Source organism: Flavobacterium sp. 270 (assembly GCF_004368785.1).
Lineage (GTDB): Bacteria > Bacteroidota > Bacteroidia > Flavobacteriales > Flavobacteriaceae > Flavobacterium.
Window position 1 is genome coordinate 48872 of record NZ_SODM01000007.1, and the last position, 15855, is coordinate 64726.

At 33.7% G+C, this 15855-nt stretch carries 16 protein-coding genes; 6 read left to right on the forward strand and 10 right to left on the reverse strand.

What is annotated here, in order from left to right; translation table 11 throughout:
• Nucleotides 1-11 precede the first annotated feature (11 nt).
• The 4 genes from EV144_RS21495 to EV144_RS21510 form a co-directional block, all read right to left on the reverse strand.
• Entirely contained in the window at nucleotides 12-1409 is a 1398-nt protein-coding gene (locus EV144_RS21495; RefSeq protein WP_134151202.1) for a DUF1800 domain-containing protein, read from the reverse strand.
• Nucleotides 1410-1962: 553 nt separating this feature from the next.
• Complete coding sequence (locus EV144_RS21500) at nucleotides 1963-4356, reverse strand: ribonucleoside-diphosphate reductase subunit alpha (RefSeq protein ID WP_134151203.1); 2394 nt, start codon at nucleotides 4354-4356, stop codon at nucleotides 1963-1965.
• A 265-nt stretch (nucleotides 4357-4621) separates the two neighbouring features.
• Nucleotides 4622-5599, reverse strand: coding sequence for a ribonucleotide-diphosphate reductase subunit beta (locus EV144_RS21505; RefSeq protein ID WP_031455261.1), 978 nt, complete (start codon nucleotides 5597-5599; stop codon nucleotides 4622-4624).
• Nucleotides 5600-5935: 336 nt separating this feature from the next.
• Entirely contained in the window at nucleotides 5936-6505 is a 570-nt protein-coding gene (locus EV144_RS21510; protein ID WP_134151204.1) for a DUF3109 family protein, read from the reverse strand.
• A 318-nt stretch (nucleotides 6506-6823) separates the two neighbouring features.
• Here EV144_RS21510 and EV144_RS21515 point away from each other — a divergent pair, with 318 nt between their 5' ends.
• From EV144_RS21515 to EV144_RS21525, 3 genes are all read left to right on the forward strand, one after another.
• On the forward strand, nucleotides 6824-7402 hold the full coding sequence (locus tag EV144_RS21515; protein WP_134151205.1) for a MarC family protein: 579 nt from the start codon (nucleotides 6824-6826) through the stop codon (nucleotides 7400-7402).
• Nucleotides 7403-7507: 105 nt separating this feature from the next.
• Nucleotides 7508-7708 carry a hypothetical protein gene (locus tag EV144_RS21520; protein ID WP_134151206.1) on the forward strand — a complete coding sequence of 67 codons (201 nt, stop codon included), beginning with the start codon at nucleotides 7508-7510 and terminating at the stop codon, nucleotides 7706-7708.
• A 1-nt stretch (nucleotide 7709) separates the two neighbouring features.
• Nucleotides 7710-8315 carry an FAD-dependent oxidoreductase gene (locus EV144_RS21525; RefSeq protein ID WP_134151207.1) on the forward strand — a complete coding sequence of 202 codons (606 nt, stop codon included), beginning with the start codon at nucleotides 7710-7712 and terminating at the stop codon, nucleotides 8313-8315.
• 102 nt (nucleotides 8316-8417) lie between these two features.
• Here EV144_RS21525 and EV144_RS21530 read toward each other — a convergent pair whose 3' ends face one another.
• From EV144_RS21530 to EV144_RS21550, 5 genes are all read right to left on the reverse strand, one after another.
• Nucleotides 8418-8729, reverse strand: coding sequence for a hypothetical protein (locus EV144_RS21530; RefSeq protein ID WP_134151208.1), 312 nt, complete (start codon nucleotides 8727-8729; stop codon nucleotides 8418-8420).
• A gap of 114 nt (nucleotides 8730-8843) precedes the next feature.
• Nucleotides 8844-9209 (reverse strand): nuclear transport factor 2 family protein, encoded by a 366-nt coding sequence (locus EV144_RS21535; protein WP_134151209.1) that lies wholly within the window; start codon nucleotides 9207-9209, stop codon nucleotides 8844-8846.
• A gap of 18 nt (nucleotides 9210-9227) precedes the next feature.
• Nucleotides 9228-10805 carry a S41 family peptidase gene (locus EV144_RS21540; RefSeq protein ID WP_134151210.1) on the reverse strand — a complete coding sequence of 526 codons (1578 nt, stop codon included), beginning with the start codon at nucleotides 10803-10805 and terminating at the stop codon, nucleotides 9228-9230.
• The gene (locus EV144_RS21545; protein WP_134151211.1) at nucleotides 10806-11237 is read right to left on the reverse strand and encodes a deoxycytidylate deaminase; all 432 of its coding nucleotides are present in this window, start codon (nucleotides 11235-11237) and stop codon (nucleotides 10806-10808) included.
• A 5-nt stretch (nucleotides 11238-11242) separates the two neighbouring features.
• On the reverse strand, nucleotides 11243-11836 hold the full coding sequence (locus EV144_RS21550; RefSeq protein WP_134151212.1) for a HupE/UreJ family protein: 594 nt from the start codon (nucleotides 11834-11836) through the stop codon (nucleotides 11243-11245).
• A 173-nt stretch (nucleotides 11837-12009) separates the two neighbouring features.
• Between EV144_RS21550 and EV144_RS21555 the strand changes: the two genes are divergently transcribed.
• On the forward strand, nucleotides 12010-12441 hold the full coding sequence (locus tag EV144_RS21555) for a TerB family tellurite resistance protein (RefSeq protein WP_134151213.1): 432 nt from the start codon (nucleotides 12010-12012) through the stop codon (nucleotides 12439-12441).
• Nucleotides 12442-12629: 188 nt separating this feature from the next.
• Here EV144_RS21555 and fbp read toward each other — a convergent pair whose 3' ends face one another.
• On the reverse strand, nucleotides 12630-13637 hold the full coding sequence (gene fbp / locus EV144_RS21560) for a class 1 fructose-bisphosphatase (RefSeq protein ID WP_134151214.1): 1008 nt from the start codon (nucleotides 13635-13637) through the stop codon (nucleotides 12630-12632).
• 272 nt (nucleotides 13638-13909) lie between these two features.
• Here fbp and EV144_RS21565 point away from each other — a divergent pair, with 272 nt between their 5' ends.
• Nucleotides 13910-14398 (forward strand): GNAT family N-acetyltransferase, encoded by a 489-nt coding sequence (locus EV144_RS21565; RefSeq protein ID WP_134151215.1) that lies wholly within the window; start codon nucleotides 13910-13912, stop codon nucleotides 14396-14398.
• 172 nt (nucleotides 14399-14570) lie between these two features.
• The gene (locus EV144_RS21570) at nucleotides 14571-15830 is read left to right on the forward strand and encodes an aspartate kinase (protein ID WP_134151216.1); all 1260 of its coding nucleotides are present in this window, start codon (nucleotides 14571-14573) and stop codon (nucleotides 15828-15830) included.
• Nucleotides 15831-15855: the final 25 nt, after the last annotated feature.

The following is a 15855-nucleotide window of genomic DNA, read 5'->3' on the forward strand; positions in this document are numbered from 1 at the left end:
GCCTTAAACTTCTAGATTAATTGATATTCTGGCAATTTTGAAATGTAATTGAACAATCGAATTACGGCAAAATTGGCGTGTTCTTCTTTTGGGTCGAAATCATATTTAAGTAAATTTTCCATGTCTTTCTGCATCGAATCGTTTACATTAAATAATAATCTGTTGGATAATTCGGTAATGATTGTTTTGTTAGTTCCGTTAGAGTCAAAATCAATTTTTACCTCTATCTTTTCGAGTTCTTTGTTTGATTTGCCTCCTTCTTCAACCATTGTTTTTATTACTTTTCTGGAAATACTTCTTCCGCTGCAAAGTAAATCTGAGGTATTATTACGCTGTAAATAGATTTGAGAAGTTAACCATGCATTGCCACCGTCCCAACCTTTTACATTGACCTGATTGTACAAATCCATTCCTTGTTGTCTTGTAAAAAGTGCAATCATAGCATCATCAAAATCCTTTACTTCTAATTCCTCTATAAGCTGTATAATATACACTAGCGGATCTTTGATTTTCTTTCCAGCATTTTCTTTGGCATACTCTTCTGTGAAAATTTTAGTCAGCAAAGGTTCAATTTCAAAGTTCTTCTTTCGGAAATAATCGCCATAATAAACCACTAATTCTTCTGAAGGATTATCATAAACAAACCATTTTAGAATTTTTCGGGTTATTAAATATGGAATATTCTTTTGTTCAAAGATGATATCGACTAAATCATCGGCTTTCCAATTTCCGGTTTTACCGAAATATGTTTTATCAGTATTGTCTTCAATACGGTTTCTGTAAACTGCACCGTCTTCTCCGAGATTTAATCCTGCTAAAGCGCGCGCACCGTTTTTGATATCATCTTCGGAATAATTTCCAATTCCGATGGTAAATAATTCTAATAATTCACGGCTTAGATTTTCGTTGTATTTATCTTTTTTGTTGTCGACATTATCCAGGTATTTTACCATTGCATTCGACTTTACGATTTGCTTGGTCAACTCTTTAAAGTTCCCAAAAGCATTTTCGCGCAAAATCATATTGTGCTGGTAAATCCAATAATTCACTTTTACTTTTTGTGAAGTAGAAACAAAATGATTGTGCCAGAAAACAACCATATTCTCCCGAAGCGGAAATTCTTCTGTTCGCATTTTATTAATCCACCATCTTCGAAATTCAATTCCAGAATAGATTGCTTTTTTTAGCGCTTTCTTTTTAGCTTCTGAATCTGCATCTTTTATGGCTTGTTTTAATTCCTTTAATTCTGCTAAAGTTTTGGGATCGTCGTTAAGAAAAGCAGGAAGTGCTTTGTCAACCTTTGTATCATAAGACTTCTTTAGGAATTTTTCTAATCCTAATTTCTCGATTTTATCGGCTTCTTTTCCTGAGAAACCCAATCGTAAAGACCAAAGATTGCTTTTTTTCATAACAACAGGAATTTGTATAGAAGTAAGACTTTTATTTTTGGAAAAGGTTTAATTTGAGGGAGGTACTAAGTTACTGAGATTCTGAGGTTCTGAGTTGCTAAGGTTCTAAGGTTTTAGAACGCTATTTTTATTTATAATATTGTGATTAAGAATAACACACAGTATTCCTCACAGTTTGTCATTTCGACTGAAAGGAGAAATCACACGCGGGATTCTGCAAAGAAAAGTCTCAATCTTTGTGGTTACGAGTGTGATTTCTCCTTTCAGTCGAAATGACAAGATTGTGGTTATGAAAACGGAAAATCAAACAGTGTGACGTAAAGTTTGTCATTTCGACGAAGGAGAAATCTTCGCAAGTAGCTCCGCACAGCAAATCGCCAATCTTTGTCGAGTTTCTTGCGGAGATTTCTCCTTCGTCGAAATGACAGAATGATGATTATAAAATAAAAAATATAACCCACAAAAAAAGCAGTTATCATTACAATAACTGCTTTTCATATATCAAATTAAATCTAAAATCTAAAATCTACATTCTAAAATCTAAAATCTAAAATTAAGACCCGCACATTTCACAATCCTCTGGATCTGCTGCTTGTGCTTTTAGCAACATCGCTTTATAATCCTCAACACTGATTTCTTCTGTTTCTGCAACTAGACTTGGTGCTGTTTCTTCTTTTTTATCGTTGTTTAAGGTAAATTTAATCGCATCTACCGCAGATTTTGTTCTTAAGTAATACATTCCTGTTTTTAAACCTGACTGCCAAGCGTAGAAATGCATTGACGTTAGTTTAGAATAGTTTGCATCTTGCATGAACAAGTTTAGCGATTGAGATTGGTCAATAAAATAACCTCTTTGACGTGACATATCGATAATATCTTTCATCGACATTTCCCAAACTGTTTTGTATAATTCTTTTAAGTCTTGCGGAATAATATCAATGTTTTGAACAGATCCGTTATGACGCATGATTTCTTGTTTCAACGATTCGTTCCACAATCCTCTTTCTACTAAATCGTGAAGTAAATGTTTGTTTACTACGATAAATTCTCCAGACAATACACGACGTGTGTAAATGTTTGATGTATAAGGTTCGAAAGCTTCGTTGTTTCCTAAAATCTGAGAAGTAGATGCAGTTGGCATTGGCGCAACCAATAATGAGTTACGAACTCCGTGTTCTACCACTTCTTTTCTTAATGAAGCCCAGTCCCAACGACCAGATAATTCTTCATCTTTCATTCCCCACATGTTATATTGGAATTCTCCTTTAGACATTGGAGAACCTTCAAATGTAGAATATGGCCCTTCTTCTTTTGCCATTTCCATAGAAGCGGTTACGGCTGCGAAGTATAAAGTTTCGAAAATCTCTTGGTTTAATTTTTTAGCTTCATCACTAGTAAACGGCATACGCAACATGATAAAAGCATCTGCCAAACCTTGAACTCCTAATCCTACCGGACGGTGGCGTAAGTTTGAGTTTTCTGCTTCTTTTACTGGGTAGTAGTTTCTGTCGATTACTTTGTTTAAGTTACGAGTTACACGTTTTGTAACGGTGTAAAGCGCTTGGTGATCAAATTTTCCGTTGTCAACAAACATTGGTAAAGAGATCGAAGCCAAGTTACAAACTGCAATTTCGTCTTTAGATGTAAACTCCATAATCTCTGTACACAAGTTAGAAGAACGAATTGTTCCTAAATTCTTGTGGTTCGATTTACGGTTTGCTGCATCTTTGTACAACATATATGGTGTTCCCGTTTCGATTTGTGATTCAAGGATTTTCTCCCATAATTCACGTGCACGGATTGTTTTTCTTCCTTTTCCCTGAAATTCATAATCCGTATATAATGCTTCGAATTCTTCTCCGTAAACATCGTATAATCCCGGACATTCGTTAGGACACATTAAAGTCCAAGTTGTGTCTTCCTGAACACGTTTCATGAATAAATCAGAAGTCCACATTGCGAAGAATAAATCTCTTGCACGCATTTCTTCTTTTCCTGTATTTTTCTTCAAATCCAAGAAATCAAAGATATCAGCATGCCAGGTTTCGATGTAAATCGCAAAACTTCCTTTACGTTTTCCACCACCTTGATCTACGTAACGAGCTGTATCATTAAAAACTCTCAACATCGGAACAATTCCGTTTGAAGTTCCGTTTGTACCACGGATATAAGATCCTGTTGCACGTACGTTATGAATAGAAAGTCCAATTCCTCCCGCTGATTGCGAGATTTTTGCAGTTTGTTTTAAGGTATCATAAATTCCATCAATACTATCATCCTGCATTGCCAAAAGGAAACAAGAAGACATTTGCGGTTTTGGAGTTCCAGCATTAAACAACGTTGGTGTTGCATGCGTAAAGAACTTTTTAGACATTAAATCGTAAGTTTCAATTACAGATTTTAAATCGTCTAAGTGAATACCAACAGAAACACGCATTAACATGTGCTGCGGACGCTCTACTATTTTTCCGTTTATTTTTAGAAGATATGAACGCTCTAAAGTTTTGAATCCGAAATAATCGTAATTAAAATCTCTTGTATAAATGATATGAGAATCCAGAAATTCTGAGTTTTCCTGAATTACATTAAAAACTTCGTCAGAAAGTAACGGCGCATCTTGTCCATTTCTTGGGTTAACGTAGTTGTACATATCTTTCATCGTTTCAGAGAACGATTTTTTGGTATTAGAGTGTAGGTTTGAAATCGCCACACGAGCTGCCAATTGCGCATAATCTGGGTGTGCAATTGTCATAGATGCCGCCGTTTCTGCTGCAAGATTATCAAGTTCAGAAGTAGAAACACCGTCATACAATCCTTCGATAACTCTCATGGCTACCTTAACAGGATCTACGAGTTCATTCAACCCGTAACACAATTTTTTGATTCTTTCTGTAATCTTATCAAACATTACGGGCTCTTTGTGGCCATCTCTTTTTACTACATACATAAGTTTACTTTTTTAATTGTTATTGAAAAAATGAAAGACACTAGAAAACGAATTCCAGCACTCAAACATTGCGTATTTTTAAATTATTTTTTGAGAATTACGGCATTCTCAATAGTTACGCGTTTCAAATTCGAAATATGAATTTAAATACGCCTAAAATTGCTATTGAATCTACGATTTGGGAAAGCGATTCAACCTAAAAAATTTTTGTTATTCTTTTTTAATGTCTCTTAAAGAGCAGGCATTAAAATTTTATTCTGGTTGTCTAAAAATCTGCATCAAATGAAATTTTCTGAGCATCACTATCCGTGTTCATAACACCAGATTTTTGATACTCGGCAACACGTTTTTCAAAGAAATTAGTTTTTCCCTGAAGAGAAATCATGTCCATGAAATCAAACGGATTCGCTGATCCATACACACGTTCGCAGCCTAATTCTACTAATAATCTATCTGCAACAAATTCCAGATATTGTGTCATTAGAGTTGCATTCATTCCAATTAAACTTACCGGAAGAGATTCTGTAACAAATTCTCTCTCGATATTTAAAGCATCAACAATGATTTCTTTAATTCTTTCTTTCGGAACTTTATTAATTAAGTGGTGATTGTGCAAGTGAACTGCAAAATCACAATGTACGCCTTCGTCACGAGAAATCAACTCATTAGAAAAAGTTAATCCTGGCATAAGTCCACGTTTTTTTAACCAATAAATAGAACAGAAAGCACCAGAAAAGAAAATTCCTTCTACAGCAGCAAAAGCAATTAGTCTTTCTGCAAACGAATCAGACTCGATCCATTTTAAAGCCCATTCTGCTTTTTTACCAATTGCAGGAAAAACTTCCAAAGCATTAAATAGTTCTGCTTTTTCTGCTTCATCTTTCACGTAAGTGTCAATTAGTAAAGAGTAAGTTTCACTGTGAATGTTTTCCATCATGATCTGGAAACCATAAAAAAACTTCGCTTCAGCATATTGAACTTCGTTTACAAAGTTTTCAGCAAGATTTTCATTTACAATTCCGTCAGAAGCTGCAAAGAATGCTAATATGTGTTTAATGAAATATCTTTCGTCGTCACTAAGTTTATTATTCCAATCTGTCAAATCTTGGTGTAAATCGATTTCTTCGGCAGTCCAAAAACTAGCTTCCATCTTTTTGTACCATTCCCAAATATCATGATGTTTGATAGGAAAAATAACGAAACGATTTTTATTTTCTTGTAAGATTGGTTCTACTTGTGACATGACAATTTTTGTTTAATTTTTATACTGAATTTTTGCTAATTCAATAGACTACAAAGATTGTCAATTAACGCCAAAAATCAAACTCAAACTTATTCACAATCTGACATAGTTTTTAACAACGGGAAAAATTGAAATGATTTTCATACAATAAATTAATTTACTGTAAATGAACTATTTAAAAACAAAAATCTCTCCTGAAAGCCCGTAAAATATAGACTTTTTAGATTAAGAAACAAGTAAATTTAATTTGTTTTTAAAAGATTTTTTAGAGGTAAAAATTTATTCTTTTGAGTTAAAATATGTGTGTGAAAAACACGTTTATTAAGCCCCTAATTTTTAAGAATTTTTGAGTTCCTGAGCCACCTTTTCAAGCTCCATATACCAATCCTCTCCAAAGCGTCTAACTAGGGCTTCTTTGACAAATTTATAAACTGGAACTTCTAATTCTTTTCCTAAAGAACAAGCATCATCACAAATATCCCATTTGTCATAATTAACAGCTGCGAACTCCGTGAAGTCTTTCACACGAATTGGATATAAATGACAAGAAACTGGTTTTTTCCAATCTACGATTCCTTGATTGTAAGCTTGCTCGATGCCGCAAAGTGCCGTTTTACCGTCAAAAATTACGTATGCACAATCTTTATTATCTATTAAAGGTGTTTCGAGATCACCATCGGTTCCTTTTACCCAAGTTCCCTGCGCTTCAATGGCTGCAATTCCTTCTTTTCGCAAAAAAGGTTTTACTTTTGGATAAATCTCTTCCATAATTTTAGTTTCTGCTTCGCTTAATGGCGCGCCGGCATCTCCGTCAACACAGCAGGCTCCTTTACAAGCTGATAAGTTGCATACAAATTCTTTTTCAAGAATATCCTCAGAAATAATGGTTTTACCTAATTGAAACATGACGCTAAAAATACTTAGTTTAATAAAGTGCAAAGATAGTCAAAGAAAGCAGATAAAAAATTTACTGATTTACAAAGGTTTCTATTTCACCCAGATTCAAAATGATTGAAGCAGATTTCATTTTTTTACAATTAAATCTTTGCAAATCTTTATTAAAATTCTTTGCGATACTTTGCGGTAAAAACTATTATTGTTACATATATCACTTTTTTAACCCAGTAAACGTGTTTTTATAACAAAAGTGATTTGTAACCAAAAAACACCTAACTTTATTATCTACTTTTGCAGCAGTTTTTAATCCCTTAAAATCAAAGCAGTATGTTAGAAATCGACTTTAAAGAAATTGTTACTGTTAGTATGGTGCTGTTTGCCGTAATTGATATTGTAGGATCTATTCCTATTATTGTAAACTTACGCGCAAAAGTTGGTCATATAGATTCTGAAAAAGCTTCTCTTGTTGCCGGAATGATTATGATTGTTTTTCTATTTGTTGGAGAAGGCCTTCTTAACCTTATTGGTATCGATGTACATTCTTTTGCAGTTGCGGGTTCGTTTGTACTTTTCTTTCTTGCTTTAGAAATGATTTTAGGAATAAGAATTTATCGTGACGAAGAACCGGGATCTGCTTCTATTGTTCCTTTGGCTTTTCCGCTGATTGCTGGTGCGGGAACAATGACTACTTTGCTTTCACTTCGATCTCAATTTCATACCATAAACATTATTATTGCTATTTTATTGAATATCATCCTGGTTTATATTGTTTTAAAGTCATCTAAAAAAATAGAAACTTTATTAGGAGAAAACGGACTTGGCGTGGTTCGTAAGACGTTTGGAGTAATACTTTTAGCGATTGCTGTTAAATTATTCGCTGCTAATGTTAAAGGTTTGTTCGTCTAACATATATTTTTATAAATTTACCCCATAAAAGTTCTAAAATATAACTTTAAGCGATTTTTTAACATTTCAGTTATACTTTATTTTTTTAGACAAATAAACATCCATATGAAAATTTTCACTTCAATCTTAGTGCTTTTAGCCTTAGCTTTAATTGTTTTTAATATTACGCTATTAGACTTCAAAAATCCTTTTCAGGGAGACAGTGTTGTGGCTTTTATTGGAATTGCTGCTTCATTTTGCGCTGTTTTGATTCTTCTGATTTTTAGAATTTCTAAAAAAATCGAAGAAAAAACCAACGGCAGATAATATGTTTGACGTTTTGATTATCGGCGGAGGAGTTTCGGGCATGTCTTGTGCACTTGTTTTAGGTTCTGCCAAAAACAAATCTTTTGTTACCGATAAAAAAATTGGGGTTTTTACCCACCAAAAGAATTCTTCTTTACAAGAAGCAATTTTCTACAATGCTTACGGAATAACGCCTGGCAAATTGGGCTCTGAATTACTTACTGAAAGTACAGAACATCTAGCCGAAAGTTATTCTCATATTTTACAAATACCAAATGAAAAAGTAGTAAAAGTTGAAGGTTCTTACCCTGAATTCACCGTTACTACAAACAAAAACTCATACCAAACAAAAAATATCGTTGTCGGGATTGGTTCTGCTAATACTTTTGATATTGAAGGTTTACTGCAATATGTAGAACCTCATAAAAAAGCGCTTCCAGAAAAACAGCGCATTCAGCTTAAAAATGAAGATCATAAAGTTGCCGATGGTATTTATGCTATCGGAACTTTGGCAGGATGGAGAAGCCAATTGGCAATTGCTGCCGGAAGTGGTGCTGCAGTCGCAACAGATATTCTGACTTTATGGAATAACGGTGTACAGACTCATGTACACGATAGTATTCGATAAAAAAAATAAAATTAAACCATATAAGTTATATAAGAACATTTAATAAATGCGCAAAAGCATTATATTAACTTATATAACTTATATGGTTTAATTATTTTATGTTTATTTCACAGAAACAATTTCAGTTACTTTGATATGTTTTTCGTCATCTGTTTTCCAGATTTCCCCTTTTACAGAAACCTCATCTCCAATTTTCAATTGTTTGTAATTTTGCGGTCCGCCAACATTTACAATACTGATTGTCGCAAAATAAACTTCTTTTGAATCTGTTGTTATTTTTGCTGTATATCCGTCTTTTCCAGATTCTATTGAATCTACTTTTCCTGTAATGGCGTTATTTCCTTTCATGGTTGCGCAAGAAATTACAAATGTCATTAAAACGATTAGTGCACCAATTCTTTTTAGATTTTTCATGTTTTGATTTATTATTTAATTGCGAAGTTCGCAAAGCTTTACACAAAGCTCGCTAAGATATAGGCAAGTTTTGTTATATTATATTTTAAAAAATTATTATTATTTGTGGTAGATTTATTTTAACGCTGAACAACTTCCTGCGATGACTTTCAGGTTTTCATCAAATTGTTTCCAAACGCGAATGTATCGAAAAACTCCATCCAAAGGCTGATTGTCATAAGTACCTTTTAGCAGAATAGTAACCCCTACAACAGCATTGTTTTCGATTATATTAATAATCTGATCTGAAGCTTCGAGAACCTCAATTTTCATTTTACCAGAACGATAAGTGTTTAAATCAAATCCTTTGGTTATTGTTTGTCCGTCAGGAAGATTAAAAAGCAAATCATCATGCAGTATTTTTTCTAAAGCAAAAACATCAGCATTTTTTATTGCAGTCAAAAGTTCAATTTCTGCATTTACAACGAGATTTATTTCCATTTAAAAAAGAGTTTAAAATTACTTTTTCGGATTTACTACAGCTTTAATCATCGCATCTTCTTTTAGAATTACATCATAATAATATAATTCTCCGTACAATTGTCTCGCGAACTCTGCAGTTATGTATCGGTTTACTAATGCTTTGGTGGTATCTAATTTTATATCAAGACCAGTCATTGCAATATAGTTTTTAAACTTTTTAAAGTAAACATCTGAACTTTTCATTTTACTCAAAAACTCATTAAAATGAAGTCCTGCAAATGTATTTCGGTTTTTGTCTAATTCTTCAAAAACAAAATGTCCAACAATTCCAGTCTGCAAAAGATAAGCAACATTTTCATTTCCGTGTTCGGCTTCAATCGGCACAAAAACATCTGGAACGATACCGCCGCCACCGTAAACAATTTTACCTTTTGGCGTTTTAAACTTTAAAGTATCGGCTATTTTTATACTGTCTTTTGCGTACAATTCACCAGATTTAATACGACCTTCTGATTCTTTGTAATATTCTTCGTTTCCTTTTTTATACGGTTTCTGAATTGATCTTCCGGTTGGCGTGTAATAACGTGCTACTGTTAACCGAACTGCAGATCCGTCATTAAAATCCATTTCGCGTTGTACGAGACCTTTTCCAAAAGAACGACGGCCAACAATAGTACCGCGATCATTATCTTGTAATGCTCCAGCTAATATTTCGCTGGCAGAAGCACTGTTTTCATTAATTAAAACATACACTTTTCCAGTTTCAAAACTACCTGCTTTTGTTGCGTATGTTTTTTCTGTTGAACCATTTTTATTTTTGGTAAAAACAATCAGCTGTTTGTCTTTTAGGAATTCATCTGCAATCGCAACCGCTTCTTCCATATAACCACCGCCGTTTTCACGAAGGTCAATTATCAGTGACTGAATCCCTTTTTGTTTCAATCTGGTCAGACCTGTTTTAAATTCATCAAAAGTAGTTTCTGCAAAACGATTGATTTTTATATAACCGGTATTGTTGTCAATTAACAAAGATGCATCAACACTCTTAATAGGAATGACATCTCTTTTTATTTTAAACTTAAGATTCTTTTGGGCTGATTTTCTAAAAACAGTTAATTCGATTTCGCTTCCTTGTTTTCCTTTCAATTTAGAAAACAAACTATCTGAAGGTAAACCTCTGCCGAATAATTTTGTTTTTCCTGCAAATAAAATTCTGTCACCTGATTTTAGCCCCGCTTTTGCTGAAGGTCCATTTTCAATAGGTTTTATAATCGCTACGGAATCTTTATACATATAAAAATTGATTCCGATTCCAACGAAATCTCCTTTCATGCTTTCGGCAACTTCTGCTTGTTCTGTCGGCGGAATATAAACGGAATGCGGATCTAATTTGGATAAGATATTATCGACGGTAAGATTTACAATGGAGTCAGTATTAATACTATCAACATATTCGTTATTGATAAAATCAATTAGTTTATTGAGCTTTGTTTTGGAGTAATTTTTAGCCAAAAGCTGATCATCAACGGGAGCGTTCATTAAGCTTCCGAGGATTATGCCAAGAGCAAGGGCTGCTCCTATAACAATAGGCAAATATTTTGAGTTAAATTTCATTTACTCTTCTAAATCAGGAATATGTTCCACTTCAATACCTGCTTTTGTTAAAAACTGAAGCCCGGAATCGTCACGATATCCATTTTGATAAACGACTCTTTTTATTCCAGACTGATGAATTAATTTACTGCATTCTTTGCAAGGCGAAAGTGTAATATATAATGTTGCTCCTTCGCAGGATTGTGTTGATCTCGCTACTTTTAATATTGCATTGGCTTCTGCATGAAGCACATCCCAGCGTGTTAATCCGTCTTCGTCTTCGCAGCAATTTTCAAAACCCGAAGGCGTACCGTTATAACCATCTGAAATGATCATTCGGTCTTTTACGATAATCGCTCCAACTTGTTTACGCTTGCAATAAGAGAGCAGACTCCACTCTTTGGCAATTCGCAAATACGCTTTATCGTATTTATTTAATTTTTTTATTTCCATTTATTTTATCTGTTCCAAATAGGACTATCGATGATCATCGGAATTACAACTCCAATAATAAAAGCTGACATTACAAGCGCCCAATCGCGTTTTGAAAAACGGAAAACGGTTTGTACTATATAGGATATAATCAATACTACAAAAACTACAACCAGCTGCGCTACTTCGATTCCTAAAGCAAATTCTCCCAAAGGTAGTAATTTTGACGTTGCACTCCCTCCTAATATTGTCTTGAAATAATTAGAAAATCCAAGTCCGTGAATTATACCGAAAAACAAAGTGACAAAAAACACTAAATTTAGACCTTCGCCCTTTGATGTTTTCCCTGCTGTAAACAAGTGAAATAAGGCGGTTATTAAGATTGTAATCGGGATTAAAAACTCGACAATATTCACTTTAACAGCAATAATTCCGAAAACAGAAAGCAATAAAGCTACTGTGTGACCGATGGTAAAAACGGAAACTAAAAGTAAAATACGTTTCCAGTCTTTAAAGGTGTAAGGAACTGTTAATGCGATTAAAAAAAGAACGTGATCGTAGGCATGAATATCTAAAACGTGCTTCAATCCTATTTGAAAGTAAATCCAAAATTGCGACATAATAGGCTATGGTATTAATTGATTATGGGGTTGTAAACTTACGATTAATTTTGAAAATTAAAGAAAACCCTCTTCTAAAAACAACGCAGAAAAATAAGTTAAATTTTATGAGAAATTTAAATTTGTTAAATTAAAATAAGATTTATCTTTGCTCGATAAAAAACCGATTAATTATGTCATTTTCAGAATTATTTGATAACGAATTCAAACAAAGAAATAAAGGTCATTTCTCTGCAATTGTACGTGTAGCTTTTGCTGACGGAAAAATTAATGATGAAGAGCAGGCTTTCTTGGATAAACTTGCTTCAAGATTAGAAATTTCAGAAGAAGAATACAAAGAGATCCTTACAGATCCTTGGAAACACCCAATAAACCCACCTTATTTATACGCACAGCGCGTTGAGCGTTTGTATGACTTAGCAAGAATGGTACATGTTGACCACCATTTAGGAGATCAGCAAGAAGTGATGCTAAAACGTATGGGATTAGCATTAGGTTTTACGCCGGGAAATGTTGATTATATTGTTTCTAAAGCATTATCTCTTGTGGATAAAAAAGTAGATTTAGATACTTTTTCATTCGAAATGGAAAATATGAATAAATAATTTTTATTTAGTTCTGAGTCGTTAGTACTTAGTTTTGATAAAATTAAATAAAGCCCAGTGGATTTTTTTTAAATCTACTGGGCTTTTTATTTTTAAATTAAAACATTTTATAAAACAAAACCCGACAGGTTTTAAAAACCTGTCGGGTTTAAATATCAATATGAGCTTCAAGTACTAAGGACTAAAAACTAAATTGTTTCAGCCATAAATTCCTCCGCTTTTTCTACCATATTTTGACTTCCGCAGAAAAACGGAACTCTTTCATGCAATTCTGTCGGCTGGATTTCCATAATTCTTCCAAAACCATCAGTTGCTTTTCCTCCCGCCTGTTCTGCAATAAACGCCATTGGATTACATTCGTATAATAAACGCAATTTCCCTTTTGGCGCTTTTGAGCTTGTTGGATAAATATAAACACCGCCTTTAATCATATTTCGATGAAAATCGGCAACCAAACTTCCGATATATCTTGAAGTGTACGGTCTGTCTTCTTCTTCTCTCTGACAATATTTGATGTAATTTTTTACACCTTGCGGAAAATGAACATAATTACCCTCGTTTACCGAATAAATATGTCCGTCTTTTGGAAACTGCATATTTGGGTGCGAAAGATAAAAAGTACCAATTGCAGGATTTAAGGTAAATCCGTTTACGCCATGTCCGGTTGTATACACCAGCATTGTTGACGTACCATAAATTACGTAACCCGCTGCTACTTGATTTATTCCCGGCTGTAAAAAATCCTCGCTTGTTACCGGAGTTCCAATTGGTGTAATTCTTCTAAAAACAGAAAAAATAGTTCCAACCGAAACATTTACATCAATGTTTGAAGATCCGTCCAGCGGATCCATTAAGATCACGTACTTATTATTATGACTGTTGTCGCTCCCCTGAACAGTAATAAAATCGTCGTTTTCTTCAGAAGCAATACCACAGACAATCTCACGGTTTATTAACGTCTGGATAAATACTTCGTTTGCATAAACATCTAGTTTCTGCTGATCTTCGCCTTGAATGTTTTGTTCTCCGGCGGCGCCGATAATATCGACAAGCCCTGCTTTGTTTACTTTATAGTTTACGACTTTTGCCGCCAAACGTATAGAGTTGATAATTCGGGATAACTCCCCTGATGAGTATTGAAATGCTTTTTGATTCTCAATAATAAACTCTCCCAGTGTTTTATTGCGTTCTTCCATTACTAAATCGTTGTAGTTTTATTTTTAAGTCACAAATATCGTTTTTTTTGTGAGAATGATTTAAAAATTATTTCGTTAGTTTGCTACTATTGTATATTTGATAATGAAAGGCAAAAAGTGTCGCATAAAAAAATACTTTCTTTGCTAATAGTCAAGTAATAATACGAATATAGAAATTGCCCTGAATTAATGTCTGTGTGTGCACACGCCTTAAATTTGAAAGAAGCAGCTACTATATATGAGGAACACGAAAATTAAATTTTTGAATAATTATGAATATTAGAAAAGGAAATCCTGAAGACATGAATGCGGTTCTGGAACTGATTCAGGAACTGGCAATATTCGAAAAAGAACCAGAAGCTGTTGTCATTACAGCCGCTGATTTAGTGCGCGACGGATTTGGCGAAAAACCATTATTTCAGGTTTTTGTTGCCGAAATTGAAAATGAATCTAATGACAAAGAAATTGTTGGAATTGCATTGTATTATTACCGCTATTCTACCTGGAAAGGAAAGACAATTCACCTTGAGGATTTAATCGTAAAGGAAAAAATGCGCGGTACAGGTTTAGGTTCTGCTTTGTATGCCGAAATTATGAAACAAGGAAAAAGAGAAAACGTACGCAGAGTAGAATGGAATGTTCTGGACTGGAATACGCCGGCGGTAAATTTCTACAAGAATTCCGGAGCCAAAATCCTGGACGGATGGCAGGTTGTTCAAATGGATCAAAACGGAATTGATGCATTTTTAGAAAAATTATAAAAATATTTTTTGCCACTGATTACACTAATCGATTTGTGAAATTCGTGGCAAACCAACACAGATTGTAAAATCATTTTAATCCGTACAATCTGTGGCAAAAAAAGTACAAGATTTCGCCCCAAACTGAAATCTATCCCGATAGCTATCGGGACTAAAATCTAATAAATTAATAATGAGAGTATTTAAATTTGGAGGAGCATCGGTAAAAGATGCAGATGGAATTAAAAACGTTTATGACGTTTTACAAAAGGTAGGTTATGAGGATGTAATTTTGGTAGTTTCGGCTATGGGAAAAACTACAAATGCTCTTGAGGTTGTTATCAAGAATTATTTTGATAAATCTACAGAGTTAAATTCTTCTGTACAAGAAATAAAAAAATATCACAATCAAATCTTATTGGATTTATTTGATGATGAAAATCACGCTGTTTTTGCAGCTGTTAATGCTCAATTTGCTGAGTTAGAATATTTTTTAGCGCATAATAAATCGCCAAATTACAATTTTGTTTATGATCAGATTGTGAGTTTTGGTGAATTGATTTCGACTACAATTTTAAGCCATTTCATGAATTTCATGGGAATTCAGACGCAATGGCTTGATGTTCGTAATTTCATTAAAACCAATGCCAACTATAGAGATGCAGAAGTTGACTGGGAAATTACACAACAAAATATCAGCAAAAATGTTCCTAGAAAAATATTAAATATTACTCAGGGATTTTTGGGTGCTGACGATAATAACTTTACAACAACTCTTGGCCGTGAAGGCTCTGATTATACTGCCGGAATTTTTGCTTATTGCTTAAATGCAGAAAGTGTAACAATCTGGAAAGACGTTCCGGGAGTTATGAATGCTGACCCGCGTTATTTTGAAAATGCGAGTCTGTTAAATCAAATCTCATATCGTGAAGCTATCGAATTGGCTTTTTACGGTGCTACGGTTATTCACCCAAAAACATTACAGCCGTTACAGAAAAAAGAAATTCCGTTGTATGTAAAATCTTTTATCAATCCGTTATTAAAAGGAACTTGTGTTTCTAAAGGTGTTGATTTAGAGCCGCAGTATCCATGTTTTATTGTAAAAAGAAACCAGCTTTTAATTTCGCTTTCATCCATAGATTTCTCTTTTATTATGGAAGAAAACATCAGCGAGATTTTTGCTTTGTTCCATGAATTTAAAATCAAAGTAAACCTGATTCAGAATTCAGCGATTAGTTTCTCTGTTTGTGTAGAAGATAAATTTGAGAATTTTAATGAATTGAATGCAATTCTATCTAAAAAATTCAAAGTTGATTATAACGAAAATGTAACTTTATATACGATTCGTCACTTTACAGAACAAGCGGCACAGACTGTAGAAGAAAACAAAGAAGTTTTACTAAAACAAGTAAGCCGCGAAACCATGCAGGTGGTTACTAAAGAAGTAAATTAATTATCACTTTATTTCAGTTAATTAT